Source organism: Bradyrhizobium sediminis (assembly GCF_018736105.1).
Classification (GTDB): domain Bacteria; phylum Pseudomonadota; class Alphaproteobacteria; order Rhizobiales; family Xanthobacteraceae; genus Bradyrhizobium.
In genome coordinates this window covers 2,565,557-2,590,822 of sequence record NZ_CP076135.1, presented here as the reverse complement: position 1 = coordinate 2,590,822, position 25,266 = coordinate 2,565,557, and the positions used below count along the sequence as shown (strand labels likewise).

29 protein-coding genes are annotated in these 25,266 nt (G+C 62.8%); 15 read left to right on the top strand and 14 right to left on the bottom strand.

Features of this window, described 5'->3' with window-relative positions:
* Positions 1–3: 3 nt before the first annotated feature.
* Positions 4–708 (bottom strand): GrlR family regulatory protein, encoded by a 705-nt coding sequence (locus KMZ68_RS12320; protein WP_215616013.1) that lies wholly within the window; start codon positions 706–708, stop codon positions 4–6.
* 173 nt (positions 709–881) lie between these two features.
* A complete protein-coding gene (locus KMZ68_RS12315; RefSeq protein WP_215616012.1) occupies positions 882–1,919 on the bottom strand; it encodes a glutamine synthetase beta-grasp domain-containing protein in 1,038 nt (345 codons plus the stop codon).
* Between the two features lie 557 nt (positions 1,920–2,476).
* Here KMZ68_RS12315 and KMZ68_RS12310 point away from each other — a divergent pair.
* Entirely contained in the window at positions 2,477–2,677 is a 201-nt protein-coding gene (locus KMZ68_RS12310; protein ID WP_215616011.1) for a DUF2735 domain-containing protein, read from the top strand.
* A gap of 93 nt (positions 2,678–2,770) precedes the next feature.
* On the opposite strand, the gene KMZ68_RS12305 is transcribed toward KMZ68_RS12310, so the two are convergent.
* Entirely contained in the window at positions 2,771–3,085 is a 315-nt protein-coding gene (locus tag KMZ68_RS12305; protein ID WP_215616010.1) for an MliC family protein, read from the bottom strand.
* 99 nt (positions 3,086–3,184) lie between these two features.
* On the opposite strand from KMZ68_RS12305, the gene KMZ68_RS12300 reads away from it, so the two are divergent.
* Positions 3,185–3,931 carry a tyrosine-protein phosphatase gene (locus tag KMZ68_RS12300; RefSeq protein ID WP_215616009.1) on the top strand — a complete coding sequence of 249 codons (747 nt, stop codon included), beginning with the start codon at positions 3,185–3,187 and terminating at the stop codon, positions 3,929–3,931.
* 34 nt (positions 3,932–3,965) lie between these two features.
* Here KMZ68_RS12300 and KMZ68_RS12295 read toward each other — a convergent pair whose 3' ends face one another.
* On the bottom strand, positions 3,966–4,163 hold the full coding sequence (locus KMZ68_RS12295; RefSeq protein WP_215602208.1) for a hypothetical protein: 198 nt from the start codon (positions 4,161–4,163) through the stop codon (positions 3,966–3,968).
* Positions 4,164–4,386: 223 nt separating this feature from the next.
* Between KMZ68_RS12295 and fabG the strand changes: the two genes are divergently transcribed.
* Entirely contained in the window at positions 4,387–5,067 is a 681-nt protein-coding gene (gene fabG / locus KMZ68_RS12290) for a 3-oxoacyl-ACP reductase FabG (protein WP_215616008.1), read from the top strand.
* A gap of 4 nt (positions 5,068–5,071) precedes the next feature.
* Here the strand turns inward: fabG and KMZ68_RS12285 are convergent, their stop codons facing one another.
* Positions 5,072–5,779: a hypothetical protein gene (locus KMZ68_RS12285; RefSeq protein WP_215616007.1), complete on the bottom strand. Its 708-nt coding sequence runs from the start codon at positions 5,777–5,779 to the stop codon at positions 5,072–5,074.
* Positions 5,780–6,004: 225 nt separating this feature from the next.
* On the opposite strand from KMZ68_RS12285, the gene KMZ68_RS12280 reads away from it, so the two are divergent.
* The 3 genes from KMZ68_RS12280 to KMZ68_RS12270 all read left to right on the top strand — a co-directional run bounded on the left by KMZ68_RS12280 (position 6,005) and on the right by KMZ68_RS12270 (position 7,410).
* On the top strand, positions 6,005–6,691 hold the full coding sequence (locus tag KMZ68_RS12280; protein WP_215616006.1) for a DUF2161 domain-containing phosphodiesterase: 687 nt from the start codon (positions 6,005–6,007) through the stop codon (positions 6,689–6,691).
* Between the two features lie 28 nt (positions 6,692–6,719).
* Positions 6,720–7,019: a putative quinol monooxygenase gene (locus KMZ68_RS12275; protein WP_215616005.1), complete on the top strand. Its 300-nt coding sequence runs from the start codon at positions 6,720–6,722 to the stop codon at positions 7,017–7,019.
* Between the two features lie 85 nt (positions 7,020–7,104).
* Positions 7,105–7,410, top strand: a complete 306-nt coding sequence (locus KMZ68_RS12270) for a hypothetical protein (RefSeq protein WP_215616004.1) — start codon at positions 7,105–7,107, stop codon at positions 7,408–7,410.
* A gap of 76 nt (positions 7,411–7,486) precedes the next feature.
* Here KMZ68_RS12270 and KMZ68_RS12265 read toward each other — a convergent pair whose 3' ends face one another.
* Both KMZ68_RS12265 and KMZ68_RS12260 read right to left on the bottom strand, forming a co-directional pair.
* Positions 7,487–8,110 carry a GNAT family N-acetyltransferase gene (locus KMZ68_RS12265; protein ID WP_215616003.1) on the bottom strand — a complete coding sequence of 208 codons (624 nt, stop codon included), beginning with the start codon at positions 8,108–8,110 and terminating at the stop codon, positions 7,487–7,489.
* A gap of 156 nt (positions 8,111–8,266) precedes the next feature.
* Positions 8,267–8,665 carry a PaaI family thioesterase gene (locus KMZ68_RS12260; protein ID WP_215602215.1) on the bottom strand — a complete coding sequence of 133 codons (399 nt, stop codon included), beginning with the start codon at positions 8,663–8,665 and terminating at the stop codon, positions 8,267–8,269.
* 208 nt (positions 8,666–8,873) lie between these two features.
* On the opposite strand from KMZ68_RS12260, the gene KMZ68_RS12255 reads away from it, so the two are divergent.
* Both KMZ68_RS12255 and KMZ68_RS12250 read left to right on the top strand, forming a co-directional pair.
* Entirely contained in the window at positions 8,874–9,668 is a 795-nt protein-coding gene (locus KMZ68_RS12255) for a cobalamin-binding protein (protein ID WP_215616002.1), read from the top strand.
* Between the two features lie 962 nt (positions 9,669–10,630).
* A complete protein-coding gene (locus KMZ68_RS12250) occupies positions 10,631–11,791 on the top strand; it encodes a mannosyltransferase family protein (RefSeq protein WP_215616001.1) in 1,161 nt (386 codons plus the stop codon).
* 87 nt (positions 11,792–11,878) lie between these two features.
* On the opposite strand, the gene KMZ68_RS12245 is transcribed toward KMZ68_RS12250, so the two are convergent.
* The 3 genes from KMZ68_RS12245 to KMZ68_RS12235 form a co-directional block, all read right to left on the bottom strand.
* Entirely contained in the window at positions 11,879–13,051 is a 1,173-nt protein-coding gene (locus KMZ68_RS12245) for an acyltransferase family protein (RefSeq protein WP_215616000.1), read from the bottom strand.
* Between the two features lie 243 nt (positions 13,052–13,294).
* Positions 13,295–14,296 carry a PIG-L family deacetylase gene (locus KMZ68_RS12240; protein ID WP_215615999.1) on the bottom strand — a complete coding sequence of 334 codons (1,002 nt, stop codon included), beginning with the start codon at positions 14,294–14,296 and terminating at the stop codon, positions 13,295–13,297.
* A 453-nt stretch (positions 14,297–14,749) separates the two neighbouring features.
* A complete protein-coding gene (locus KMZ68_RS12235) occupies positions 14,750–16,030 on the bottom strand; it encodes an ArgE/DapE family deacylase (protein WP_215615998.1) in 1,281 nt (426 codons plus the stop codon).
* Between the two features lie 87 nt (positions 16,031–16,117).
* Between KMZ68_RS12235 and KMZ68_RS12230 the strand changes: the two genes are divergently transcribed.
* On the top strand, positions 16,118–16,270 hold the full coding sequence (locus KMZ68_RS12230) for a hypothetical protein (RefSeq protein WP_215615997.1): 153 nt from the start codon (positions 16,118–16,120) through the stop codon (positions 16,268–16,270).
* 20 nt (positions 16,271–16,290) lie between these two features.
* The gene (locus tag KMZ68_RS12225; RefSeq protein ID WP_371741452.1) at positions 16,291–16,551 is read left to right on the top strand and encodes a DUF6719 family protein; all 261 of its coding nucleotides are present in this window, start codon (positions 16,291–16,293) and stop codon (positions 16,549–16,551) included.
* 45 nt (positions 16,552–16,596) lie between these two features.
* Here KMZ68_RS12225 and KMZ68_RS12220 read toward each other — a convergent pair whose 3' ends face one another.
* From KMZ68_RS12220 to KMZ68_RS12210, 3 genes are all read right to left on the bottom strand, one after another.
* Positions 16,597–17,823: a serine hydrolase domain-containing protein gene (locus tag KMZ68_RS12220; protein WP_215615996.1), complete on the bottom strand. Its 1,227-nt coding sequence runs from the start codon at positions 17,821–17,823 to the stop codon at positions 16,597–16,599.
* A gap of 133 nt (positions 17,824–17,956) precedes the next feature.
* On the bottom strand, positions 17,957–18,367 hold the full coding sequence (locus tag KMZ68_RS12215; protein ID WP_249779602.1) for a hypothetical protein: 411 nt from the start codon (positions 18,365–18,367) through the stop codon (positions 17,957–17,959).
* Positions 18,368–18,411: 44 nt separating this feature from the next.
* Positions 18,412–18,573 carry a hypothetical protein gene (locus KMZ68_RS12210; RefSeq protein ID WP_215615995.1) on the bottom strand — a complete coding sequence of 54 codons (162 nt, stop codon included), beginning with the start codon at positions 18,571–18,573 and terminating at the stop codon, positions 18,412–18,414.
* Positions 18,574–19,020: 447 nt separating this feature from the next.
* Between KMZ68_RS12210 and KMZ68_RS12205 the strand changes: the two genes are divergently transcribed.
* A complete protein-coding gene (locus KMZ68_RS12205; protein WP_249779601.1) occupies positions 19,021–19,242 on the top strand; it encodes a hypothetical protein in 222 nt (73 codons plus the stop codon).
* A 13-nt stretch (positions 19,243–19,255) separates the two neighbouring features.
* On the opposite strand, the gene KMZ68_RS12200 is transcribed toward KMZ68_RS12205, so the two are convergent.
* Complete coding sequence (locus tag KMZ68_RS12200) at positions 19,256–19,804, bottom strand: CreA family protein (RefSeq protein WP_215615994.1); 549 nt, start codon at positions 19,802–19,804, stop codon at positions 19,256–19,258.
* A 270-nt stretch (positions 19,805–20,074) separates the two neighbouring features.
* Here KMZ68_RS12200 and KMZ68_RS12195 point away from each other — a divergent pair, with 270 nt between their 5' ends.
* The 4 genes from KMZ68_RS12195 to KMZ68_RS12180 all read left to right on the top strand — a co-directional run bounded on the left by KMZ68_RS12195 (position 20,075) and on the right by KMZ68_RS12180 (position 25,244).
* Entirely contained in the window at positions 20,075–21,784 is a 1,710-nt protein-coding gene (locus KMZ68_RS12195) for a L,D-transpeptidase (protein WP_249779634.1), read from the top strand.
* Positions 21,785–21,820: 36 nt separating this feature from the next.
* On the top strand, positions 21,821–23,464 hold the full coding sequence (locus KMZ68_RS12190; RefSeq protein WP_215615992.1) for a hypothetical protein: 1,644 nt from the start codon (positions 21,821–21,823) through the stop codon (positions 23,462–23,464).
* 76 nt (positions 23,465–23,540) lie between these two features.
* On the top strand, positions 23,541–24,116 hold the full coding sequence (locus KMZ68_RS12185; protein WP_215616305.1) for a glutathione peroxidase: 576 nt from the start codon (positions 23,541–23,543) through the stop codon (positions 24,114–24,116).
* Between the two features lie 168 nt (positions 24,117–24,284).
* Positions 24,285–25,244 (top strand): polysaccharide deacetylase family protein, encoded by a 960-nt coding sequence (locus KMZ68_RS12180; RefSeq protein WP_215615991.1) that lies wholly within the window; start codon positions 24,285–24,287, stop codon positions 25,242–25,244.
* Positions 25,245–25,266: the final 22 nt, after the last annotated feature.

Sequence of the window (25,266 nt, the reverse complement as noted above, 5' to 3'; positions counted from 1 at the left end):
GGGTTACGCCGGCCGCATCAGCTTAAGCACCGCGGTCAACCGCAGACTGCGCCTTCCCGCCAGCGCGGTTGCTTCCAGCAGCGCGCCGCGACCGTCGCAGCTGCCGGCAAAGCCGATGCCGACCTCATGCCCGCCGAAGATCGGGTGCTCGCTCCTGGCAGGAGTGTGCTCCTGGTTGAGGATTTCGCCCTTCCAGCGGCCGTTCGCCGAGGTGTAAGTGCCGAGATAGTAGAAGAAGGCGTCGCCGCCGAGAATGCGGCCGTCGTTGAGCAGCATCACGCCGGTCAGGCCGCCATCGACTCCGTCGAGCATCCTGATGTGAATGGAATAGAGGCCGTTGACGATACCGCCCTCGCCGACCGCATCCATGGGAGCCACAATCCGATCGGAGATCGGCGTCATCACCGAGCGGAACACCGCGCCCGGCATCTGCGGCGAGCCGCCTTCGAACCGGTAGATGTCGCCATCCGCGCAGCCGCGAACATCGATGGTGGCAATGTCGAAGCCCAGCAGCGACTGGTAGTTGGGGTCGTCGTTATGGCGATGGCTGGTGATTTCGGAGGTGACTACGCCGTCGACCTCGCTATAGGTGCCGTAATGCGCGAATGCCGAATTGCCGCCGAGCATGCTGCCGCCATGGGCGTACATCACGCTTCGGCCGACCGCGTCATCGACCTGGAACCTGACCTTGTAGAAACCCTCGAGCAAGAATTCACGTCCCCGGCCGTCGCGATGCAATTAGATTGTCTAACGCGGTTCGGGCAGCGGGGAAACGGATTTGAAGGGCCGGCTCAAAACGCAATGATCCGCCAAAGCGATTGGTGCTTTGGCGGATCAGATTGCGGCCCGGATGCCCCCCGCTCCGGGCCGTGCGTGAGCGCTTAGGCTGCGGCCGACTTGGCGGCGGCCGGGACCGAGGCGATCGTCTTCAGGATCTGCGAAGCGATCTGGTAGGGGTCGCCTTGCGAGTTCGGACGACGGTCTTCGAGATAGCCCTTGTAGCCGTTATTGACGAAGCTGTGCGGGACGCGGATCGAAGCGCCGCGGTCCGCAATGCCGTAGCTGAACTGATGGATTGACGCGGTCTCGTGCTTGCCGGTCAGCCGCAGATGGTTGTCCGGGCCATAGACTGCGATGTGATCTTCCCGGGCCAGTTCGAACGCCTTCATCAGCTTCTCGAAATAGTCCTTGCCGCCAACTTCACGCATGTAGGTGGTGGAGAAGTTGGCGTGCATGCCGGAGCCGTTCCAGTCGGTGTCGCCGAGCGGCTTGCAGTGATATTCGATGTCGATGCCGTACTTCTCGGTCAATCGCTGCATCAGATAGCGGGCCATCCACATTTCGTCAGCAGCCTTCTTGGAGCCTTTGCCGAAGATCTGGAATTCCCACTGGCCCTTCGCAACTTCGGCGTTGATGCCCTCGTGGTTGATCCCGGCGGCGAGGCAGAGATCGAGATGCTTCTCGACGATCTCGCGGGCGACATCGCCGACGTTCGAGTAGCCGACGCCGGTGTAATACGGGCCCTGCGGCGCGGGGTACCCGTCATTGGGAAAGCCGAGCGGACGGCCGTTCTTGTAGAAGAAATATTCCTGCTCGAAGCCGAACCAAGCGCCCTCGTCATCGAGGATGGTGGCGCGCTTGTTGGTGACATGCGGGGTCTTGCCGTCGGGCATCATGACTTCGCACATCACCAGCGCACCGTTGGTACGCGCGGCGTCGGGATAGATGGCGACCGGCTTGAGCACGCAATCCGAACTATGGCCTTCGGCCTGCAGGGTCGAGCTTCCGTCGAAGCCCCACAGCGGAAGCTGTTCCAGCGTCGGGAACGAATCAAATTCCTTGATCTGCGTTTTGCCGCGCAGATTCGGCGTCGGCGAGTATCCGTCGAGCCAGATATACTCGAGCTTATACTTTGTCATTGAGCTCTCTCATGTTGATGATGCGAAAGGTGGGGCAACCGAGACCCTATTGGCCGCCACACACGTACCCGGCCGCCATCGGCCACACCTTACCAAGCAATTAAAATGCCAATAGCTGCGGTGCGGCATGCCTCCCCTGGGAGGCGGTCGCGCCGGCGGCCCGACTGCTATGCAAGTTCGTGGTGCGGCAAAGCCGCGCGGGTCGCACGGCCGGTTGCGCTCCGGAGAGCCATGATTCGGGCTGGAATTGCGCCCGATAACGCGGCAGTCGGCGGGCCGCCCTTCGGTCCGATTAAATCCGCGCCATTCCAAGGCGGCATTGGCCGCAAACCCCGGCCGACCTCTGCAGCCCTGGCGACGGCTTAAGCGTTAGCAAGCCATCGGCTGCTTCCCGGGAAGCCAAGGGCAGGAATGCTCAAAATATATACAGTTAGTGGCCTTGTTTTCATCAGGTTGCACTAACCGGGGGCACCAACGATATCCGGATCAGTAACGACTCGCGAACGAGTCGGGCGCACCATCAATCAACCGCGCGCCGCGCATCAGGAGATACGGAGATGAATACGAGTTTGAATCATGGGTCTGCCAAGATCTACCAATTCCCCGCCGGGGGCCGCTCGGCTCTCGGGGGACGCCGCTACCAGGAGACCAAGGCCGCCACCGATCTGGCTTCATCGCGCGTCAGCGAGGTCGCCGTTGGCGGCGCCTGGTACCACGACGCTGCCATCCAGGAGTCCAAGCCGGTGCGCGAGAGCTGATGCGGACGGCGCCCAAGATGCCGACGCACCGACGGCGGTCGGTGCGATCCCAGGAACGGAAAAAGGGTCGAAACGAAAGCGTTTCGGCCCTTTTCATATCATCTCGCACGCCGTCGCCCGCCGCTTGGCGCGCTTGAGGGTGGTGCCGGCCTTGGTGATCGTCAGCGTAACACCGCCGCCGGAATATCGCGAGCCCGACAGCGCCAGGCGCTTGCCGAGCGTCACTGATTTTCCATCGATCTGCAGATGGGCGCGCTTGTCGTATTCGAAAAATCCGACAATGAACTGGGAACCGTCGGCGCAGCTGTAGTTCTGGAACGTCGTCTGCGCGAATCCGGGCGATGGACCGGCTGCGGCCCCCGCAACGCACAGCGCCGCGCCGAAAATGACGATGTTTTGCCGATTCATGGTTCCCTCTCAAAGGGGACTATAGACCAGAGACGTCCGACCAGGCGATATGCCCCTCCGTGGTTTCTTCGCCCCTGCTGGATGGCTTAAGGTAGTCCGATGTCAGATTCCCCGGCCCGCCATCTCAATCTCGAAGGCGCCAGCAATTTCCGCGATCTCGGCGGCTACCCCGGCAGAGGCGGCCGCGCCGTCCGCTGGCGGCAGATCTTCCGCTCCAACCATCTCGGCCACCTCACGGAGGCCGATATCGAGGTGCTGCGCGGCCTCGGCGTCAGGAGCGCATTCGATTTTCGCGGCACCGAGGAACGGGTTGCCGCCCTGTGCGGCGTCGCCGGGATCGCGGTGCATTCGCTGCCGGTCGAGCCGACCGTGGTTGCGGCGCTGCGAGCAAAGCGTGACAGCGGCACGACGCTGTCAACGGCCGATGCGCTGGAGGTGATGCGCGATTCCTACCGCAATTATGTCCGTCAGAGCACGCCGAGCTTTCGCGCGCTGTTCGGCCATTTGCTCGAGGACCGCGCCCCGCTGGTGATCCACTGCACCGCCGGCAAGGATCGCACCGGTTTCGCCTGCGCGCTCATCCTGCACGCGCTGGGCGTGTCGGACGATCTGATATCAGAGGATTATCTGCTGACCAACCGGTTCTACCGTCGCGACCCCTCCGCCAGCAACGACCTGCCCGAGGAAGTCAAGCAGGTGCTGGCGTCGGTGCAGGCCTCCTTCCTCGCCGCCGCCTTCGAGACCATCAACGCCGACTACGGCAATCTCGAAAGCTATTTCAGCGAAGGCTTGCGCATCGGCGCCAGTGAACGCACCGAACTGCAGGCACGCTACCTGGAATCCTGATTGCTCCCCCCACAAGAGGAACGGGAAAACCGCGTTACGCAGCCGCTTCCAATTCGGCGTCGAGATCGGCGATGACGTCCTCGAATGCCGAGATGGCCTGCTGAACCGCGGCGATCTGCATCAACTCCCAGCCGCTGACCGGGCCGTTGCGGTTTTGCAGCGCTACAATCAGATCCCGCCGCTGCTCCTTGAGCTGAACAAGCGGTAAACCGTGATCGGGTAGATTTCTCATCGTGATGCGCCCCTGCCCAGTGATTGGACCACCCGGAGCCTAGCCCGATATTTCTGCAGTCCGCTTACAGAACTCCGGCAAATTTTATCGATCGGCCACCGTAGCAATACGGAGTGTTGCGCCGTCGCGCAGGGTACGGCCGCAGATGTCGGGGCGAGTGTTGCAAGGCCACGGCGCTTCAGGCATGTGAATTGTCCGTTGCGGCCCTCACCGGAGACCAATCATGGACGGAAAAGTCATTGTCGTCACCGGAGCCTCGGGCGCACTCGGCGAGGTGGTCGTGGAAACAGCCCTCAAGCGCGGCGCGAAGGTGGCGGGCCTCGATCACGCGACGACGCAGCTGCCGCCAACGGCGAGCCGGATCGAACTCGGCGGCGTCGATCTCTCCGATGCGGCGGCAGCCAAACAGGCCATCGACGCCGCTGCGTCGCATTTCGGCAAGCTCGACGCGCTGATCAATATCGCCGGCGGGTTTGCGTTCGAGGCGGTCGCCGAGGGCGATCCGAAAACCTGGCAGCGCATGTACGCGCTCAATGTGCTGACCGCGCTGAACGCATCGCGCTCGGCGATCCCCTATCTCGCCGCTTCGGCCTCGGCGCGGATCGTCAATGTCGGCGCGATGGGCGCGCTGCAGGCCGGCGCCGGCATGGGCGCCTACGCCGCCTCCAAGGCGGGCGTGCATCGCCTCACCGAGGCGCTCGCCGCCGAGTGGAAAGGCAAGATCACCGTCAACGCCGTACTGCCGTCGATCATCGACACGTCAGCCAATCGCGCCAGCATGCCGAAGGCGGATTTCGCTAAATGGGTGACGCCGCAGGAACTGGCAGATGTGATCCTGTTTCTCACAAGCGACGCCGCCAGCGCCGTCACCGGCGCGCTGCTCCCGGTCAGCGGGCGGGTCTGATCGCTTACGCCTCCGCCATCCTCTTCAGCACCGCGCTGAAACGAATGCTGCGCTTGCCGGCGAGTGCGGTTGCCTCCGCGACCGCGCCCTCATCGGTGTAGGTGCCGGAGAAGCCGATGCCGACCTCGTAGCCGCCGAACACCGGCCGCTCGCCCTGGCTCGGCGTATGCTCGTGATTGATCAGTTCGCCTTTCCATCTGCCGTTGGCGCTGGTGTAGGCGCCGACATAGTCGAAGAAGGCATCGCCGCCGCGGATCCGCCCGTCGTGCAGCACCATGACGCCGGTATTGCCGCCGTCGACGCCGTCGAGCATCCGGATATGTATCGAATAGAGACCGTTGCGAATGCCGCCCTCGCCGGCCGCGACGACCGGCGGCGCGGCCTCCTCGCTGATCGGGGTCATCACCGAATTGAAGGCTATGCCGGGCAGTTGCGCGGTGCCGCCTTCGAAAAAATACTGCTCGCCCTGCTGCCTGCCCCTGAGCGACAGGGTGATCTTGTCGGTCTTGAACAGCGGCTGGAAATTCGGATCGTCATTGTGGCGCATGGTCGAGATCTCGACCGAGACCTCACCGCTTTCGGATTCCTGGTAGGTGCCGACGAAGGCGAAGGCCGAATTGCCGCCCATCATCTTGCCGTCATAGACATAGAGGACGCCACGGCGCGAACCGTGCACGGTATGCATCTCGACCTTGTAGAGTCCCTTCAGCATTGGCGCTCCGGCCTCGACGAAATGCCACGCGACCCGCCAATCCCCTTTGGAATTGCAAGCCATCCGTCCGACGCTATCCGCCTTGTCCCGCAGTCATGCTAGCCGCTCCCCGGCCCTTTGATCAAATCCCCAGAACGCAAATCAGGCTAAACTGGCGCCGCTGAGTCGCGCGGGCGGCGTCGGGCCCATGCCGGAGCCCGCCTCGGCGCCCGCATCGGAGCCCCCTTGGAAACCGCGCTGTATCTGCCCGTGAAACGCTTCCTCGAGAACCTCGGCTTCACGGTCAAGGGCGAAGTCGGCGGCTGCGACCTGGTGGCCTTGAGCGGCGACGAGCCTCCGATCGTGGTGATCGGTGAACTAAAGCTTTCCTTCAATCTCGAGCTGGTCCTGCAAGCTGTCGACCGCGCCGGCGCCGCCGATGAGGTCTGGCTGGCCGCCAGGATGTCGGCGCGCGGCAAGGGCCGCGAGAGCGATGCGCGCTATCGCAATCTGTGCCGCCGGCTCGGCTTCGGCATGCTCGCGGTCACCAACACCGGTGACGTCGAGGTGCTGGTCAAGCCACCGACCACCGCTCCGCGCCGCAATCCCAAAAAGCGCTCGCGCCTCGTCGCCGAGCACCGGCGCCGCAAGGGCGATCCGGCGCTGGGCGGCAGCACGCGCGCGCCGATCATGACCGCCTATCGCCAGCAAGCGCTGGCCTGCGCCTCGGCGCTGTCGCACGGCCCGCGGCGGGTACGCGATCTCAAGCCCGAGATACCGGACGCGCCGAAGATTCTGCTCAATAACGTCTACGGCTGGTTCGACCGCGCCGAGCGCGGCATCTATGTCCTGACCGATGCCGGCCGCGCGGCGCTGAAGCGGTGGCCGCAGCAGCCGGTGGATTTTGCCGGCGCCGGCGATGCAGTCCCATGACCTTGGCAGGCAACCGCGGAGCAAAGCGATGATCGTCGTCACTGGCAGCGTCACGGCCCGGGCGGATTCCCTGGACGAGGTCCGCAAGCTGAGCCTCGAGCACGTCCGCCGTTCGCGGCTGGAGCCCGGCTGCATCTCCCACGCCGTGCATGTCGATTGCGAGAACCCGTTGCGGCTGGTGTTTTTCGAGCAATGGGCCGATCGGGCGGCGCTATTGGCGCATTTCGCGGTGCCGGCCTCGCGCGATTTCGTCCGCGCCCTGCAGCCGCTGGCGGCAGCCGCCACCACCATCGAGCTCTACGACGCGACCAGGCTGGAGAAGTTGTAGTGCATGGCTGCCTTGCCATGCCAATTTCATATTGCAATGCAACATAAGGGCACCTAGGTATCTGCCGAAGAGATGCGAGGCCCCAATGAGTGAAGACTGGAACACCAAGTACGGAACCCGGCGCGTGCGGCGCGACCCGCCGACCCTGGAAGAGGCGATTTTTGCCGCCGTCGGCATTACCGACGATCTGGAGGCGCAGGCGGAGATCGCAGCATCCCTGATGGGGCTGCCGATCGAAGCGGTTCAGGCCGAAGTGAAGAAGGCCGCGCGTCCGGTTTTGGGGCGTTCGACGACCCGCGTCATCGCCGGCGAGCAGGGCGCGCAGCGCTCGATCGTGGTCGAGCGCCGCGTGGTCAGGAAGTTCGGCAACGACAAGCGTACCGGCACCTGACGTTGCTCTTTCCGGCACCACTACAGCCCTTCGCAGATCCGGGATCGGCGAAGGGCTTTTTGCGACCGGTTACCGGTCAGGCCGTCCGGCCCCAGCCGTACATTCGCAGCCACATCTGCCAGTAGGCGCGGTTGATGTTGATCATCGCGCGCGCCGCTTCGGCCGGGGTCGCAATCGCCGCCCTTGCCGGCCCGGGCTGCGGCCGCTGCTTCAGATCGATGCTGCCGGTGGATTCGCCGTGGCGGAACGTCAGATGCGCGCCGAACTTGTGGGCGAGCGCCCGCATCGCCTGGTTCTGCGCGCCGGTGGTGATCCGCAAGGACTGGTAGCCCTTCGCGCGCGCTTCCGCGATCAGCTTCCTGAACAGGATGCTGCCGACGCCCTGCCGCCGCACCCGCGCTTCCACGCTGAAGGCGATCTCGGGCAGTGAATCCGGGGATTGATCCGGCGGATGCAGTTCCGCCGCGCCCCGCACCACGCCGTCCTCGATATAGGCGATGATGACGGTGCCGTCGTCGGCGCATTTTTTGGCATAGCGTTCGATGAAGCTGTCATCCATGAAGCCATGGAAGCGGTCGTGCCGGCTCTCCGGGTCGAGCCTCAGCAGGTGATCGCGCAGCAGCGGCAATTCCTCCTGCTGGCGCAGGATCCGAACGGTGCCGCTGGCACGGGTCGAACCGGTAATAGCTTCGTGTCGCATCTGGTAACTCCTCTTGGATATCCCTCGAGGAGGCGTCGAATCCCTAGACAACGAATATTGTGCATCGCACCATCAATTTCAACCCCTTGTCCTGCCTCAATAAACGTCAGATTTTTGGTCACAATTTCTTAACCATTAGGGCGCTGGCGCCGCTTATCAGAGCACCATTTGGGTCTGGGTCACGACCGCCACGAGCTTGCCGTCCTCGGTCTCCAGCCGGGTCTGCCAGACCTGGGTGCGGCGGCCGCGATGCACCGGCGTGGCGGTCGCAATCACCGTCGTCCCTTCCCTGGCGCCGCCGATGAAATTGGTCTTGCTCTCGATCGTGGTGGTGCCCTTGGCATCCGGAGGCAGATTGATCACGGTCGCGGCAGCGCCGACCGAATCCGCGAACGCCATCACCGCGCCGCCGTGAATCGTATGATGCAACGTGCAGAGATCGGGCCGCACCAGCATCCGCGCCACCACACGGTCCTTGTCGGCTTCGGTGAATTTCACGCCCTTCAATTCGGCAAACGGCATCTTCATCGAATTGAGTTTTTCCAGCGGCGTCATCCCGGTCGTCTCCCTTTGCTTTCAAATCGTCATACGCGGGCTTGACCCGCGTATCCATCAATCTTCATTGAGAACATTCTTGATATGATGGATTGCCGGGAGCGCAGACAAGTGTACGTAGTCTGCGTAAGGCAGACTACTTTGCCCGGCAATGACGTTCAACGTAATTGCAGTGACAAGCGATTTGTCATTCGCCATACCCTCTTCCATGCGCCAGTTCCCTCCCCGCCGGATCGTCTGTCTCACCGAAGAGACCGTGGAGACGCTGTATCTGCTCGGCGAAGAGGACCGCATCGTCGGCGTTTCCGGCTATGCGGTACGGCCGCCGCGGGTGCGGCGCGAGAAACCGCGGGTGTCGGCCTTCATCTCGGCGGACATTCCGAAAATCCTCGCGCTGGAGCCGGACCTCGTGCTGGCGTTTTCGGACTTGCAGGCGGATATCGTCGCCGACCTGGTCCGATCCGGCGTCGCCATCCATGTCTTCAACCAGCGCGACGTCGCCGGGATTCTGGCGATGATCCGCACCCTCGGCGCGCTGGTCGGTGCAGCCGGGCGCGCCGATCGGCTCGCAACCGGCTTTGAAGCGCGCCTCGCAACGATCGCATCCACGCCGCGGCCATCGGCACGGCCAAAGGTCTATTTCGAGGAATGGGACGAGCCCCTGATCAGCGGCATCGGCTGGGTTTCCGAACTGATCGAGATCGCCGGCGGCGAGGACGCGCTGCCTCACTTGAGATTTCAACAGGCCGCGAAACACCGCATCATTTCGTCCGACGTTGTGCGCGCCGCAGCACCCGATGTGATCCTCGCTTCCTGGTGCGGCAAGAAGGTGGTTCCCGACAGAATCAGACAACGGCCGGGCTGGAGCGAGATTCCGGCCGTCCGCAACGACCGCATCGTCGAGATCAAGTCGCCGCTGATCCTGCAGCCCGGCCCCGCGGCGTTGACCGACGGGCTGGATGCGATCGTGAAGGCGTTGTGGCCCGCATTGCCAGGCTCCTGACCATCAACCGTCATTGCGAGGAGCGCAGCGACGAAGCAATCCAGCTTCAAGACAAGCCGCACGATGGATTGCTTCGCTGCGCTCGCAGTGACGGCCCGGAAATTCGATTCGAATTTCAAACAGCAGATGCACGTTCGCATTCTCGCGGCAGGATATGCCCGAGGTTCGCATGTCGTTGTCCCTCGAAAGAGAGGGAGCAGGAAATGCCGGATGCGCGCTGCACCCGCGGTCTCGTGTGCAAAATGCACGAGTAAAAAAACGCACACGAGCATACAGGGCAGCGGAGGCGATCCGGCATTCCCTGCGCAATGGCTTTACGGCTTATATCGCGCTCACCCCGGGGTATCGGGCTTTCTTGCCCCCGTCGCCTGACGGAAGCCGGCACCTCGGCCCGGTCGGGCTTTCAGCACCTCCGCAAGACTTGACGCCAACCACTGAGGCGTCAGATCCACACGACTTCGCCGTACGCTTCAGCATCGTACGTCCTGCGCGCCGCTGTCCGCTCACGGAAAACCGCCCTGCGAACAAACCTCACGCCCGACGCCGCCGCGTCCACCGCATCCCATCCCAACGTTCGGTGACGATGGCCAACGCCCCTTCCTAAGGGGACAGGATGGCGCAAGTCCTAAAAGTGATTTGCCCGACGGTGAAAGCGAAAATTTGCCCGTCGGGTTAATTTGCCGCAGGCTGCGTCGCAGCTGTGTGGTAAGGGCACGAAGCGCCCGCAAGATGGGTTGAGCCCTTCGAAACCCATCATGGGCGACTGCGATGAGGCAGTGCGGGTTGGTGAGGAAGTGAACTCATAAACGAGAGGCGTTGGCGGACGTCCGCTTTGCTGCACATAGCGGACTCAGGTCAGACATCGCACCATGTCCGAAAAGTGCCCCAGAACCGGAAATCGAACGGTTTTCAGTACACTCAGAGCGATTGATCTTGTGCCCATACCACGCGACACTATGGACATGGAGATGCAGAGTCCGAACAGCAAAACTCATTCTTGGCTACCCTATTTTTGCGCGATCCTGATATTTTTATGTTCGCGGACGGTGGTCGCGCTCGGACTGGTGTTCTCGCAAAAATATCTGCCCATCTCGCCCGAAGTCTGGTCTGCGGGACCATTCTGGTACCACCAATTGCTGCAATGGGATTCAGAATGGTATTTCAAGATCGTAACACAAGGATATCAGTATAACGGCGATCCGACCATTCAACAGAATGTCGTGTTTTATCCGTTGTATCCAATGCTCGCACGGGGCCTCGCAGCGATTAGCGGCCTCACGCCTGCGGATGCATTGCTGCTGGTATCGAACGTCGCTGGATTGCTGGCTATCGTCGTTCTTTTCAAGCTGGTTCGCGAGGAATTTGGCGATCAACTCGCTCTCGCCGCCGCTGCATTGCTCAGTTTCTTTCCGGCCTCGGTCTTCCTGTCAGCCGGGTATACCGAACCATTGGAACTGCTCCTGATCGTTTCGTTTTTTCTCGCTCTGAAGCGAGAAAGCTATTTGTCGGCAGCACTGTTTGCAGGTCTGGCAGTTGCGGACCGATCTACGGGCATCATCCTGTTGCCCGTGCTTGTCCGGGAGATGTGGCTCAATCGAGATCACAAGCCGTTATTCCCTGCCCTGATACCGTGCGTTCTTCTCGCCACATCGGGTATCTCGATGTTCATGATCTACCTTTGGTACGCTTTCGGAGACCCGCTTGTATTCTGGAAAGGGCAAACGGCTTTCCATCTGGGAACGCCACAGGCAACAAGACTGGTTGCAGCACTCAAATTTGAACCCTTCACCCAGGCAATCCTCAACGATTGGAATCCCTGGGGGCAAGCCAGCTGGTTCACCTTGCTGTTCATCGTGCTGATTGTTGTCGGCTGGTATCGCCTGCGCTTCTCATGGACCCTGTTCGCAATAGGTACGTTGTTGTTGCCTTATCTCACGCTCAGCGGTGGACCAGCGGGATTCACGTCGATGGGCAGATTCAATCTCGTTTCGTTTCCTCTGTTTGTCGTGTGTGCCGATTTGGGAATGCGAGCGAAGTGGCTTTTTGTTGGGGCGATTGGACTTCTCGGCGCGCTCCTATTCATGAACGCGGCACTGTTTGCCCGGAGAATTTGGATTGGATGATCGCTGCGACAAAGCTCACAGCTGGCGCTTCAGCGCGCGTGTAAGCGCGGCCTCATCGTGACTTACTGTGGCTCTATCGACACACGATCAGAGGCGCAGGAAAATCTTGCGACGATAGAAAAAGCCAGCGAGCGCGATGGCGAATACCAGACCCAGCGTACACACAACGAAATGCCCAGCACCCGGTATCGCCACGCGATCGAGTAAGGCAGCAAAATCTCCACCGACGAAACGCATCGCAAACCGCTCGAAACCCAACACATCGTCGAGGCCCAACACATTGTTGATGAAGTAGAGCGTGATGGCATTCGCGCCGAGCCAAACGAATGGCACCGCCCAGCGCTTGAAGCCCCACACATCGATGATCTGATGGGACGCGCCCAGCAGCATCAGGCTGTATCCGCCGGCGACAAGCACGAACGACGAGGTCCAGATCACCTTGATGATCGGGAACTGCAATCCCCAAAGATATCCGGCGGCGACCAGCGGGATGCCGGCGCCGATCAGTGTCAGCGATTTTTGTTGCGGCTGCAGCCGCTCATCGACCAGCAGCAGGCCCGCAAGCACGCCGAGCAAGCATGTGCCGATTGCCGGCAGCGTACTCAACAGCCCTTCCGGATCGCGCCCGACCTCCCACATCCGTCCAGGCAGATAATGTGCGTCGATCCAGGTGGCTAAATTGGCGTCCGGTACGAACGAGCCAGCGCCGATGCCGGGCACCGGCACGAACGTCATCAACGCCCAATAGCCGACCAGCAGCGTGACCAGCGCCACGACGATGCCTTGCAAATGGAAATTCAGGAACACGAGCGACGCGAATAGATAGCAGACTGCGATACGCTGCAGCACGCCGACAAAGCGGATATCGTCCCAATGCAGACTGATGCCACCATAGTAGATCAATCCCAGACCGTACAAAAGCAACGCGCGGCGGAGCACCCGGACGTGCGCCCGTACCTTGCCCTCTCGCTCGACCAGCCGCGGCAACGACAGCACGATCGCCACACCTGTGACGAATATGAACAGCGGGAAAATAAAATCGTAGAAGCGGAAGCCTTCCCATGCGACGTGGGTCATCTGGGTATCGAGAAAGTGTCCGATCGCGCCCAGCACTGGCCCCATGCTGTGCGACATCTCCTCGAACGACCAGATCATGCCGTCGGCACCGAGTATCCAGAAGATATTGAAACCGCGCAGGGCGTCCACCGAGGCAACGCGATGTGTTTCCGACGCAGCGACTGGCGCTTCGAAATGGCGCATCGAACTTTCCCGGCAACTGTCGGCCGATTTTGACGGCCAGTCTTCAAGACAAAGGCGCAGGGCGTGTTGACTTGCGTCAAGTGATTGCGGCTGACTGAGCCGTCTCGAAATGCGCCATGCGCGGAACGAAAGGCGCAGCGAAGCTGCTGCGCCGTCGAACCGGGGTCAAATCAAATGCGCAAGTCTAGGGGAGGATCGGCTGCGTATTGTCGGTGTCCGGTACATATAAGCCCGGACCACCGGCTAATTCTGTGCGGCACCGCGCGTCGCGATCTCGGTCGCTGGTGCAGCGCAGCTGCCCGTCGGTTCCTGCACGCGGAAATAGTTCCGGCCAACGTAGGACTTGTCGTAGTGATGCCAGGAGGTGCCGTGACCCAGCGCCTGTACGCCGGCAAGCGTCACCGCGAATACCGAGCTTTCCATGTCGCGCTGCTGCAGGTCGAGATTCTCCGGCAGTCGTGAACTGGCATAGTCCACATAGGACACCCGGCGGACGCAGGGCAAATGGCGCGCGGCGTCGATGGCCGCTTTCGCGGTCATCAGATGATCGGAATGGTCTTCCGGATTGATGCGCGGATCGAGCTCGGGAATATTAATCTGCACCAGCCCTGCCTGCTCGCTCTCATAATCGATGATCGCGCGCAGCGTTTCTACCAGATCGCTCCAGCCGTGATAGGCGGCAGTGCCATCGACCGCCGCCAGCGTGTCGTTGACACCATCAGCGAGGCGCTTGAGCGACTGGAAGCCAGTGCGAGAATAGCCCGAGCCGGCCGGGTTGCCGTCTGGGACGCGCAGGAAATAGCTCTCGGTGTTGCGGTAGCTGACGCGGAAGATCAGATGCCCATTGAATGACATGCTCGACGCCGCGCGGCTGACCGGTACATGATTGGCGTCGGCCATGAAGCGTACCGCCTGCTCGGCGCCGTTTTCCCGCGCGAGATAGTATGGATGTTTGCGGTCGCCCGAGCCGATGCCGAGGCCGGCGTCGCCGGCGGTGACGTGGATGAAGATGGTCTTGGCAGCGCCATCGATCACGTCATGGAAGGCGGACGGGTTCATGAACAGCTGCCAGTCGTCCTCGTGCGCTGCGAAATAGAACGAGACCTTGTTCGGCCGCGCAGCCTCCGCCGCGAGCGCCGGCGCACCTGCGAGCATCGCTCCGGCAAGGCACGCATTTACGATCAATCGCAAGATCACCATTTCCAGTTCCCTCGCTGCGACGGGTAAACATCCGATATCTGGCATATGATGGCCAATGCAGCCAAATTCAACAAAAACATCGACGATAGGACGGAAATTTCTTCACCGGCTGCCGTTTGATTTGGTCGATCAGCAAGGCTGCCGTTATCGGAACAAGTGGAAGCCGCCCTGCTTTTGTCCTTTTCGTGCGGGGCTTCTTGTATGCCCGAGACCGATCGGCAATGTCGTGCGGCCAATGTCCGCTGATGGGATGTTCCGGCCGTGCTCCCGCCTCGCCAGCAATAGAAGCTGGCAAGGGGCGCCAAAGACAACGAGCACGCCATGGCAGAAGCTCCAGGACTTCACCTATGGCGTGTAACCGGTCCTGACGGTTCCTAAACGCCGATTCCGGTCTATCCCGATTAACGGACATCATCGGACCGGCAAGGCAAGTGCCGAAAGCCGAAACTTTTCAGTACAAATTCCGATACGGGTCATTTGCACCCGCGTCAGCCTTCTCTAAATCGCCTCCACCCCGCACCACTCCGCGATGAACAGCGCGGTCGCCTTGGTCGACTTCCGCAGCGAGTCGAGATCGACATATTCGTTGAAGCCGTGCATCGCCGCACCGCTGGCGCCGAAGCACAGGCTCGGGATGTTGTAGTTCAGCCCGTAGAACCGCGTGTCGGTCAGCGCGGTGAAGACGAGGTCTTCCACGCCGCCGCCATAGACCGCGTTGAAGGCCTTGCCGAAGGCCGCCTCGGGCGCCGCGGAATCCTTCAATTCATAGCCTTCCGACAGGAAGCCGGACCATTCCACTTCGGGCGGATTGTTGGAGAGGAAGCGATGATCGCGCGCCGCCGCCGAGACGCAGGCGAGAAGCTCGTTCTGGCAATCGGAAACCGACCAGCCCGGCAGGATCGCGATCCGGCAATCGACGTCGCACCACGCCGGCACGCTGGAAGCCCAGTCGCCGCCCTTGATGATGCCGGGATTGAAATTGATCGGATGCGTCACCGCCTTGAAATGATGGTCGGCCTTGGCGCGCTCGTTCCATTCGGCCTCGAGCTTTCCCAGCGCATGGATGAGGTGATAGGCCGCCATGATCGCGTTGGAGCCTGAGCCGGCCTCGAACACGTGCACCGGAAAGCCGCGCACTTTCAGCCGGAACCAGATCACGCCGACCTGCGAGCGCACCAGCTTGCCGCCGGTCGGCTCGGGAATGAAGCAGGCGTCGGCGCGGTAGCCGCGCTGCAGGGTCGAGAGCGCACCGACGCCGGTCGACTCCTCCTCGATCACGCTTTGAAAGTGAATCCGCCCCGTCGGCTTCAGGCCGGCGGCCTTGATCGCATCGAGCGCATAGAGCGCGCCAATGGTGCCGGATTTCATGTCGCAGGCGCCGCGGCCATACATCCTGCCGTCCTTCACGACCGGAGAGAACGGCGGCGTCTCCCACATCTCCAGCGGTCCGGTCGGCACCACGTCGCAGTGTCCCTGCAGGATCAGCGACTTGCCGGCATTGTTGGACGGCCGGTAAGTGCCGACCACGGTGCGCGCCCTGGAGAAATCATGCTCGATCGGCCCGAAGCCGCGCAGATCCTTCAGCTCCTCGACATCGATATGCCAGTCGTCGACCTCGTAGCCTCGCTGGCGCAGCAGATCGGCGATCATGTCCTGGCAAGGCCCCTCCGCGCCGCGGGTCGAGGGTATAGCGACGAAGTCGCGGGTGGTGGCAAGTTGCGCATCGAATCCGGCATCGACGGCGTCGAGGATTTTCTTCTTGGTATTGAGAGCGTTCATTTCCGTCACTTTTCCTGTTGGCGCTTTCAGAATCGCACCCGCGCCAATACACTCCGGGGCGAGATTTCGGCGCCCATGGAGACACGGATGCCCGGCAACCGCAATATCCTCTATCTCATCATTGGCATGCTGGTCGTTGCGGTGGGTGTGCTCGGCTACAACCTCTACCAGGCGAAGAAGCAACCGGAAGGCCTGCAGATCAATGTCGGCCCGGGTGGCGTGACGATCCAGAACAAGTGAGACGGGATGCGCGGCCAGATATGAAGACTGCACCGATCAGGCGATTGTCGATGCTGCTGCTTGCAGCTTTCGCGCTGTGCGCGCTCGCGCCATCGGCGATGGCCGAACAGGTGTCGCGCGAGCGGGACATCGTCAATCTGCGATTAGGCCAGCGCGTCCTGGTCGATGACGGCTCCTGCCCCGCCGGCCAGATCAAGGAAGTATCCGGCGCCCAGTTGACCACGACGGGTGTCATCCCCGCGCGAAAATGCATTCCACGCCTGGGATCCAAGAAACGCTAGACGCAGCGAGGCCCTCGCCGGCTGGCTTGGCGCCGCCAGCGATCCCTACCGGCTCCCGAATTTACGGATCACTCCGCGCCAGACTGCGTCGCGCTCCGCTGCGAAGGACTCTTTTTCGACGCTGGCATTCCTTGCCGCGGCTGTAACGACCATCACGAGCTTGAGTTCGGGGTCAACGAAGATCGACTGGCCATAGACGCCCAGCAAGGCGAACCTCCGCCGCTCGCCCGGAAAGGTCCAGAACTGGTAGCCATAGCCGAAAAACGGCGTGGCGCGCCCCGGCGCGAACGCTTCGGGTTGCCGGCGCCAGTCGGTCGCTTCGAGCAGATAATCTTTCGGCACGACCTGCCGCGCGCCGACCGCGCCGTCATTGGCGAGCAGCACGCCCAGCCGTCCGTAGTCGCGCAGGGTTGCATTGAAGCTTCCCGACGCGCTTTCAATGCCGTCCGGCGTCTTGACCCATGTCGCATCGGCTTCCGCGCCCATCGGCTGCCACAGCCGTGCGGTCAGGTATTCGCTGAGCGACGTTCCGGTCACCGCATGCAGCAGCACCGCCAGGACGACGGTTTCGCTGGAGGCATAGTGAAAGCGGGCGCCCTGCTCCGCCTCGCGAACCCTGAATTCACGCAATGCTTCGATCGATCCATGCCAGTTTCGAAGCACCGAGAACCGCGTCAGATCGTCCTTGCCGTCATAGACTTCGCTGAATGCGACGCCTGACGACATTCTCAGCAAGTTGCGGATCGACGTCTCGCCATAGCGACTGCCGGCAAGCTTCGGCACGTATCTGGAGACCGGATCGTCCAGCGAAGCGATCCTGCCTTCGGCCAGCGCCATCCCGACTGCGATGCTGACGATGGATTTCGCCATCGAGTGGGAAACGAAGCGCTGCGACGGCTTGCGATCATATTGATAGCGCTCGAACAGCACTTCGCCGTCCTTGATCAGCAGCAGGCCGGTGACGCGCTGGCGTGCGAGAAAATCATCGAGCGTATGGCTACGGTTTTCGAACCGGTACTCGAACTTCGGCGGGCTGGCGGCGCCGGGAAGCGGCAGCGGTGAGGCTGCCTTCTCGAGCGTGTAGTGGGGTAACAGCGTGTCGAGGTTGCTGAACGAACCAACCCGCACGCTTTCGTCGTAGAACCAGCTGGCGCGGCTGCCGATCGGATAGCCGGCCCTCTTGCCCAGCAATTCTTCGTCGGGAGCGGCGGCGGCCGGGAACGCCAGCGCGACAAGCGCCGCGCACGGCATCAGGATTCGCCGCAGCTGCATTTGCCCCCTCATGCCGGCGGATCGTTGGACCGGCCCCTCAGGCTGCCACGGTTACATCAGGGGTTGTAGCCGTGTCGAGCCCGCAGGCTGCGGGCCATTGCAGGAACAGGCGTCGCCCAAAGGATTGCGGCAGTCAGTTCAGCGGCTCGAACATGCATTGCAGCGTCGGCTTCGCGATCTTGGTGAAGGTCGGGCCGATCTGGGATTGCTTGGCCGGCGGCACCCATTCGGTCTCGATGGTCGGCACGCCGGTCTCGCTGATACCACGCAGCAGCGCTTCGCGAAGGTCGGCGTCTTCGACGGTGGCTGCGGCGTAATCGTGCAGGCAGCCGCACACGGATTCCGGATGCGCCCAGCGGCCGAGCATATGGGGCGAGCACAGGCGCACGAACTCGCCGCGGGGATCGGGCATCTTGAACAGCGAACGAAATTGAATCTGCTGAAGCTTGGTCTGCGGGATCGGGATTTGCGAGACCTCAGCCTGTGCCGCACCGGCCAGAGCCAGGGAGGCGACGATCACGGCGCAACGGATGCTTGAAATCATGATGGCCTTACCGGCAACTTTCTTTGATTGGCTCGGCTGCCGCCTCAGCGGGCGGCAACGACGATAGCCTGAGGAGCAGAGGCAGCGATCGGCGACCCGTTATAGGCGAAGGTACCGATGCCCGGCAAAGCGCTATCCGACGAACCGGCCATCGAAGGTCCGGTCAGCGCAAACGCCAGGGCAAGGATGAAACTGAAGGTCCGCATTCGACTATCTCCGGTTGGGCTTGCCAAGCGTTGCCCGCCGTTTTGGTGGAGAACCTGATAACCATCTGTTGTTTCCGGATGTCTGCGCCAGAAACGGGAAATGGTTTCGTCGCCGGGAGAATTGTTTCGTCGGCGGCTGCCGGACGAAACAATTGCCCGAAAACTCCAGTGATTTCAGCTGGCCCAATGGGAGACTGGTCCGCTGGGCCAGCCGCAGTCGTTCACTGGCCGATTTCGGCCATCCGTTCCGGCGCCGGGGTCGGCGGGCCGAACCGCAAAACCCGCCGGTTCAAAGCTCCATCCGACTTTTTAACGTTTCTGTGGTGGAGAGGGCCCCTCGGCAACGCGACGACCTTGAACCGAAGTCCCGCCGGAGCCGACTCACCCGAATGACGTGCAACCTTTCGGAGCGTTGGCGCGTTTTTATCAAAGCAAAGGATCGCAGTCGTGGGCAATGGCAACATCGATGTTGGCAATGACACCCCGACTCGCAAGCCGGGCGAGCCGCGGATCGAAGCTCCCAATACCGTGAGGATGAAACGGCCGGGAAATTGTGGCGCGATGTCGCAGCAATGCGGCGACAACGGCAACTACTCGACGCCGCAAAAATTCGTCCAGCTGGTTGGCTGCCGCGAGCCCAAGGCCCGCCCCGGCCCGGCCAAGCGGTAGGCTCAGGCTTCGGTCACTGGATGAACTCGCCGCATTTCTGAACCGTGCCGTCGGCGGCTCCCCACGGCATGATCGGCACCGTGGAGGTCGAATTCTTCGGCGACCCTTCAATCAGCTTGTCCGAGTACACCATATAGACCAGCACGTTGCGCTTGGCGTCGCAGCCGCGGACGATCTGCATTTTCTTGAAGAACAGCGAGCGGCGCCTCCGGAACATGTCGTCGCCCTGCTCCAGTTTGCCCTTGAAGCGGATTGGCGCGATCTGGCGGCAAGCCAGTGAAATATCTGACACTTCCTCGGCAAGCCCGAGCCAGCCTTTGAAGCCGCCTCTCTCCGGCACCGTGAAGTGACAAGCCACGCCCTCGACCTCGGGATCGTCGACGGCATAGGTCGCCAGCTTGTCGTTGGGGCTGATCCACTTGAAGACGGTCGAGCGGCGAAAGATCAGGTCCGGCTCGTCGGCTGCGAATGCCGGCGCGGCCGGCGCCAGCGCCAATACCAGCGCCAGCAAGGCCCAAAGCGTCCATTTGGTGTCATACGGGCTCAGGGCTTTGCATGTCATGGATGTCTCCGTTGGCGAGGTTTCCACCCATGTAGGTGCGCGTGAGCCCCGCAGGAAGGTTGGCGGTAGCCAATAACCGCGGCCGTTTAACCGAATGTGAGGCTTTTTTGCTACTCTTGAGCGAAAGTCGTAGGTCTCGCGCGGCCAATGCTGGTGAACGTGTTGCGCGTCTGCGACAACTAAACATTCACAGTTTGGGATTCGAGGATATTGCGCGTGGGCGGGCATCGGATTTCTGTTGCGACGATTGCGACCGGATGGCTCTGGCGAATCGCGGCCTTGACGGCGGCCGGAGCGATCGGCTCCGCCTCGCAGGCTGAAGCCGCGCTCTATTACTGGGGATATTCCGAACCCGGATATTATCGGCCGGGCCCGACGGTTCAGCCGCGCCGGCAACGGCCGCGCCGGCAAACGACCGCCAAGCCCGCGGCGGAAAAGGAAACCGTCGCCAAGCCGGTCGGACCGCTGATCATTGCGATCTCGATCGAGAAGCAGAAGGTAAGGGTTTACGACGCCAACGGTTTCTTTGCCGAAAGCCCGGTCTCGACGGGGATGAAGGGTCATCCGACGCCGATGGGCGTGTTCAGCATCATTCAGAAACACAAGCTGCACCACTCCAACATCTACAGCGGCGCGCCGATGCCGTTCATGCAACGCATCACCTGGTCCGGCGTCGCCATGCACGCCGGCGTGCTGCCGGGCTATCCGGCGTCGCACGGCTGCATCCGCATGCCGATGGCGTTTGCCCAGAAGATGTGGAACTGGACCCGGATGGGCGCGCGGGTGGTCGTCACCCCCGGCGAGATGACGCCCGCCAGTTTCTCGCATCCGCTGCTGGTGACCCAAAAGGTGGTGCCGGTTGCCAACGACGCCCCGCAGGTGGATGCGCCGCTCGGCGTGAAATCCGACAAGGGCGCCGACGCCAGGCCGGCGACCCAACCGGTCGATACCGCCGAGACGAAACTTGAATTGCGATCGACCGTCGGCCACCGCCAGTTGACCCAGACCGCCGACGCCAGCAGCGCCATGCCGGCGAATGCCGCGGTCACCATGTCCGACGCTTCATCCGCCGGCGAGGCCGCTCCGGCCAAGGCCGCGGAAGGCTCCGAAGCGAAGCCGGACGCCGCGAAATCCGACGAGGCCAAACCGGAAACCGCCGAATCCGAGGCTGCACCGGGGAGTGCAAAGAGCGCAGATGCGGCGGCGTCCGGGGACAAGCCGGCCGATGCCAAACCGGCCGACATCGTCACCGGCGAGGTCAAGGCGGCTGAGCCCGCTGCAGCCGACAATTCGGCGGCAAAGGCCGAAGCCCAGCCGGAAACGACCGCGGGTGTTGCGAAGACCGAACCGCCCAAGGCCGAGACCGTCAAGGCCGAGGAACCGAAGGCGGCCGAGCAGCCGGCCGAGCCCGCCAAATCGGTCGCGGATGCGCCCGCCACCGCGCCCGACGTGAAAACGGATGAAGTAAAAAAGGATCCCGCGCGCCTGCCGGCGGTCGAAAAGGCCGCAAAGGCGGAGCCGAAGCGCGAAGGCCAGATCGCGGTGTTCATCAGCCACAAGGACGGCAGACTGTATGTCCGGCAGAACTTCAAGCCGGTGTTCGACGTCCCCGTGACGATCTCGCCGAGCGACCGCCTGCTGGGCACCCATGTATTCACGGCGGAGGCCGACAAGAGCGATCCCAACACGCTGCGCTGGTCGGTGGTGTCGCTGCCGGTTTCGGCGCGCAACGCGCAGAAGAACGACGACGAACGCATCTCGCGGCGGCGCAAGGTCGCGGGTGCTGTGCCCGCCGAAGTGAAGCCGTTGCCGGCGCCGAACAGCCCGGCCGAGGCGCTGGACCGCATCACGATTCCGCCGGATGCGATGGCGCGCATCGCCGAGGCGCTTACCACCGGTGGCTCGATCGTGGTGTCCGACCAGAGCATCAGGCAGGGTGAAACCGGCGAAGGCACGGATTTCATCGTTCCGCTGCGCTAGGCTTTGGCCCGGCGGCTCAGCTAAAAGACCGCCGGCATGAATGAGCTTCCCACCACGGCCCCTGCACCGCCGACGACGGCGACCAGGGACGCATTCGACCGGCTGACCTTTCTCGGCCGGCGCCGGGGGCTGGCGGCGATCGTCGCCGGGCTCGCCTTTTCATTCTTCCTGTACGGCTACGCCCTGATCTACTGGCGCAACGCCGACATGGATTTCATGGTGATCTACAACGCGCTTGCCCTCAACGACGGCAAGCCGCAACGCTTCTTCGATCACACCGCCTACATCACCATCCTGTCCACAAAACTGTGGTTTCAGCTGCTGCACGCGCTCGGCCTGCTCGACGCCTGGTCGCTGTCGGCCATTCCGCCGGCATCCGACGTGGCCGCCTTCGACGCCGCCATGACCAGCGCCGTGCGCGCCGGACGCTTGCTGGCCTTCCTGATCGCGACCGGCTGCGTGCTGATTTTCGCGGGCTTGACCCGCCGCGTGGTGCGCGACTGGCGCGTCGCCATGCTGGCGACGCTGGCCTTCGCCTTCTCCGGCGGCATCGCGGTGCATTCGCGCATCCTGCGCAGCGAACTGGTGGCGGCGTGCCCGGTGATCTTTGCGCTTCTGATCCTGATCGCGATCGGGCGTAGCGCCGGCATCGCGCGTCCGCTCTGGATGGCGCTGGCCGCCGGATTATGCGTGCTCGGTCTCGAGAACAAGGTGCAGGTCATCCTGCTGATCGGTGCGCTGCCGCTATTGGTGCTGCCGTTCGGAAGCCGCGACAGCGCGAGCGTCGCGTTCTGGAACGACACGCCATCGGCCTGGCTGGCGGCGGTTGTCGCGGCGATCGCTGCGCTTGCGGCGGCATGGGTGGCGTGGCCGCTGATCGCGACCGGCTTCGACCGCGCCTTGCTCGAGGCCGCGCAATTCCGGCCGCTGTTGCTGGGCCGCTATGGCATCTATCAGGCGGCGCTGTCGATGCTGATCGCCGGCTGCATGATCGCCTATGCCGCGATCTGGCGGATCAGCGCGGCCGAAACGCTGGCGTCGATGTCTGCAATGGCAGCCAGCGCCCTGGTCACGCTGCTCGCGCTCGATCTCCAGTACAACGCCGGCAATGTGATTGCGGTGATCAATCCGCTGGAGAAGATGCTGACCTTTGCCGACGCGGCCACGTCGGATGCCGCCAGCGGCTCCAGCCTTGCCGGAATTCTGCGGTTGCTGCTCGAGGGGATCGCGTCGGTACTGGCGCGCTACACTTTCGTGCTGCACTCCTCGCCGCGTCCGACGGTGTTTCTCACCTGGCTGATCGTGCCCGGCATTGTCTACGCATGGCGCCGCGGCGAGAGGCTGGTTGCGATCCAGGCGCTGGCGTTGTTGCTGGCGGCGACCGGGATCGACGCGCTCGGCGTGCGGCGCGGTTTAAAATCCGAATATTTCATCTTCACCGATCCGCTGATCATCCTCTCCGGCGCGATCCTGCTGGATTCCTTGGCCGATCTGCGCTTTCGCAAATGGACTTATGCGATCGGCGCGGTCCTGTTCGGACTGCATATCGCCGTCGGCCAGGCCGAACCGATCAAATACGCCTTCATGCGCAGAGGGCCGGAGCCGATCTGTCAGTGGCGGCCGTATTACACCCCGCTGCTGCAGCTGCCGTGGTGCCCCGCTCCGCCGGCCCGGCCATAACGCCTTGTTGAAAGGCATCGGCTTGCCGGTTGCGCTATCGTGGCTCGAACCGGATCGCGGATGAAGAGAGATGACGATGCTCGACCGCAGGACCATTCTGATGGCGGCGCTGGCCGTGGTCGCGAGTCCGGCCTCGACACGGCACGCGCTCGCACAGGCCCCGATCAGCCGGGTCACCGCCTACGCGTTCTCGTTTCCCGCGCTGGCGGGCGGCGATATCCGGCTCGCCGACTACGCCGGCCGGCCGATCCTGGTCGTCAACACGGCCTCGCTCTGCGGCTTCACCCCGCAATATGCCGGCCTGCAGGAGCTGTGGACCGAGTTTCAGGGCCGCGGCCTGATGATTCTGGGCGTTCCCTCCAACGATTTCGGCGGACAGGAGCCCGGCGGCGCCACGGAGATCGCGAACACCGCACAGCAGCACTATGGGGTTACCTTTCCGATCACGGCAAAAGCCGTCGTCAAGGGCCCGACTGCGCATCCCTTCTACAAATGGGCCGCCGACGCGCGCCCGAAGGATGTCCCGCGCTGGAACTTCCACAAATATCTGATCGGCCGCGACGGCTATATCGCCGAGGTCTTTCCGGAGCGCGTCGAACCGACCGACACGCGAATAAGAACCGCCATTGCGCGGGCGCTCGCGGCCTCCTGAGCTCAGCCTCTCCCCGGAATTAACCGGACTGGCCGACAAATCGGCCACAGGGGATAAAAGCCGTTGCCGTGGCGGCGCGGGTCCAACTAGGCTACCATGATCAGGGGCGGGAAACGGCTCGGGCGAGCGTCACAAGCCCGGGCTTGGGATCAATTCGAGGGATAGCCAATGCGTATTGCGGCAGGTTTGATCTTTGCAGGCGCGGTTTCGCTGTGTGCAACGGGCGCAGCATGGTCGCAAGCCACCACCGGCGCCAAGAGCGCGGCCGCGCCCCAGGCCGCCCCGGCCGCTGCACCGGCCCCTGCTCCCGCGCCGGCCCCGGCGCCCGCTTCCGCGAAAGCCGCATGCGCCAACCCTGACGCGCTGGGCGTCGCCCGCGTGGTGGAGATCGACACCACCGGCGGACCCGGTTTCGGCTTCGAGCATTTCAAGCAGCTCGATTTCCTGCGCGACAAGGAAGTGGTGCTGACGTTCGACGACGGCCCATGGCCGGTCAATACGCCCTCGGTGCTGAAGACGCTGGCCCAGGAATGCACCAAGGCCATCTTCTTCCCGATCGGCAAGCACGCCAGCTATTATCCGGAGATCCTGAAGCAGGTGGCCGCCGCCGGGCACACCGTCGGATCGCATACCTGGTCGCACGCCAACCTCAACAACAAGAAGATGACCGAGGCGCAGGCCAAGGAAGAAATCGAAAAGGGCTTCAGCGCGGTGAAATGGGCGCTCGGCGCCGCGCCGTCGCCGTTCTTCCGCTTCCCGGCGCTGCAACATCCGCCGGTCATGGTGACCTATCTCGGCGAGCGCAACATCGGGATCTTCTCCTGCGATCTCGACTCGTTCGACTTCAAGGCGAGGACGGCCCAGACCATCATCGACAGCGTGATGAAGAAGGTCGACAAGCTCGGCAAGGGCATCATCCTGATGCACGACTTCCAGAAGCACACCGGCGAAGCCCTGCCCGAACTGCTGCACAGGCTGAAGGCCGGCGGCTACAAGGTCGTGCAGATGAGGGCCAAGGCGCCGGTGCAGACCATCGCCGAGTTTGACGAGAGCGTCGTCAAGGACATGAAGCTGCCGACCGTGAGCAGCCGCCCGCTCAACAGCGTGGTGCAGACGATCTCGGAATAGCGCAAGCCGCGCGACAACGCAG

What these genes read in the sequence shown, in the direction of transcription:
- KMZ68_RS12260 (WP_215602215.1), bottom strand. Translation starts at nt 8,665, where the DNA reads ATGACGCCGCTGGAAAAACTCAATTCGATGAAGATGCCGTTTGCCGAA.
- KMZ68_RS12235 (WP_215615998.1), bottom strand. Translation starts at nt 16,030, where the DNA reads ATGAACGCTCTCAATACCAAGAAGAAAATCCTCGACGCCGTCGATGCC.
- KMZ68_RS12265 (WP_215616003.1), bottom strand. Translation starts at nt 8,110, where the DNA reads ATGCGACACGAAGCTATTACCGGTTCGACCCGTGCCAGCGGCACCGTT.
- KMZ68_RS12295 (WP_215602208.1), bottom strand. Translation starts at nt 4,163, where the DNA reads ATGAGAAATCTACCCGATCACGGTTTACCGCTTGTTCAGCTCAAGGAG.
- KMZ68_RS12185 (WP_215616305.1), top strand. Translation starts at nt 23,541, where the DNA reads ATGCTCGACCGCAGGACCATTCTGATGGCGGCGCTGGCCGTGGTCGCG.
- KMZ68_RS12270 (WP_215616004.1), top strand. Translation starts at nt 7,105, where the DNA reads ATGAGTGAAGACTGGAACACCAAGTACGGAACCCGGCGCGTGCGGCGC.
- KMZ68_RS12245 (WP_215616000.1), bottom strand. Translation starts at nt 13,051, where the DNA reads ATGCGCCATTTCGAAGCGCCAGTCGCTGCGTCGGAAACACATCGCGTT.
- KMZ68_RS12180 (WP_215615991.1), top strand. Translation starts at nt 24,285, where the DNA reads ATGCGTATTGCGGCAGGTTTGATCTTTGCAGGCGCGGTTTCGCTGTGT.
- KMZ68_RS12285 (WP_215616007.1), bottom strand. Translation starts at nt 5,779, where the DNA reads ATGCTGAAGGGACTCTACAAGGTCGAGATGCATACCGTGCACGGTTCG.
- KMZ68_RS12190 (WP_215615992.1), top strand. Translation starts at nt 21,821, where the DNA reads ATGAATGAGCTTCCCACCACGGCCCCTGCACCGCCGACGACGGCGACC.
- KMZ68_RS12215 (WP_249779602.1), bottom strand. Translation starts at nt 18,367, where the DNA reads ATGATTTCAAGCATCCGTTGCGCCGTGATCGTCGCCTCCCTGGCTCTG.
- KMZ68_RS12225 (WP_371741452.1), top strand. Translation starts at nt 16,291, where the DNA reads ATGAAGACTGCACCGATCAGGCGATTGTCGATGCTGCTGCTTGCAGCT.
- KMZ68_RS12310 (WP_215616011.1), top strand. Translation starts at nt 2,477, where the DNA reads ATGAATACGAGTTTGAATCATGGGTCTGCCAAGATCTACCAATTCCCC.
- KMZ68_RS12305 (WP_215616010.1), bottom strand. Translation starts at nt 3,085, where the DNA reads ATGAATCGGCAAAACATCGTCATTTTCGGCGCGGCGCTGTGCGTTGCG.
- fabG (WP_215616008.1), top strand. Translation starts at nt 4,387, where the DNA reads ATGGACGGAAAAGTCATTGTCGTCACCGGAGCCTCGGGCGCACTCGGC.
- KMZ68_RS12250 (WP_215616001.1), top strand. Translation starts at nt 10,631, where the DNA reads ATGGAGATGCAGAGTCCGAACAGCAAAACTCATTCTTGGCTACCCTAT.
- KMZ68_RS12200 (WP_215615994.1), bottom strand. Translation starts at nt 19,804, where the DNA reads ATGACATGCAAAGCCCTGAGCCCGTATGACACCAAATGGACGCTTTGG.
- KMZ68_RS12220 (WP_215615996.1), bottom strand. Translation starts at nt 17,823, where the DNA reads ATGCAGCTGCGGCGAATCCTGATGCCGTGCGCGGCGCTTGTCGCGCTG.
- KMZ68_RS12210 (WP_215615995.1), bottom strand. Translation starts at nt 18,573, where the DNA reads ATGCGGACCTTCAGTTTCATCCTTGCCCTGGCGTTTGCGCTGACCGGA.
- KMZ68_RS12255 (WP_215616002.1), top strand. Translation starts at nt 8,874, where the DNA reads ATGCGCCAGTTCCCTCCCCGCCGGATCGTCTGTCTCACCGAAGAGACC.
- KMZ68_RS12315 (WP_215616012.1), bottom strand. Translation starts at nt 1,919, where the DNA reads ATGACAAAGTATAAGCTCGAGTATATCTGGCTCGACGGATACTCGCCG.
- KMZ68_RS12240 (WP_215615999.1), bottom strand. Translation starts at nt 14,296, where the DNA reads ATGCCAGATATCGGATGTTTACCCGTCGCAGCGAGGGAACTGGAAATG.
- KMZ68_RS12230 (WP_215615997.1), top strand. Translation starts at nt 16,118, where the DNA reads ATGCCCGGCAACCGCAATATCCTCTATCTCATCATTGGCATGCTGGTC.
- KMZ68_RS12275 (WP_215616005.1), top strand. Translation starts at nt 6,720, where the DNA reads ATGATCGTCGTCACTGGCAGCGTCACGGCCCGGGCGGATTCCCTGGAC.
- KMZ68_RS12300 (WP_215616009.1), top strand. Translation starts at nt 3,185, where the DNA reads ATGTCAGATTCCCCGGCCCGCCATCTCAATCTCGAAGGCGCCAGCAAT.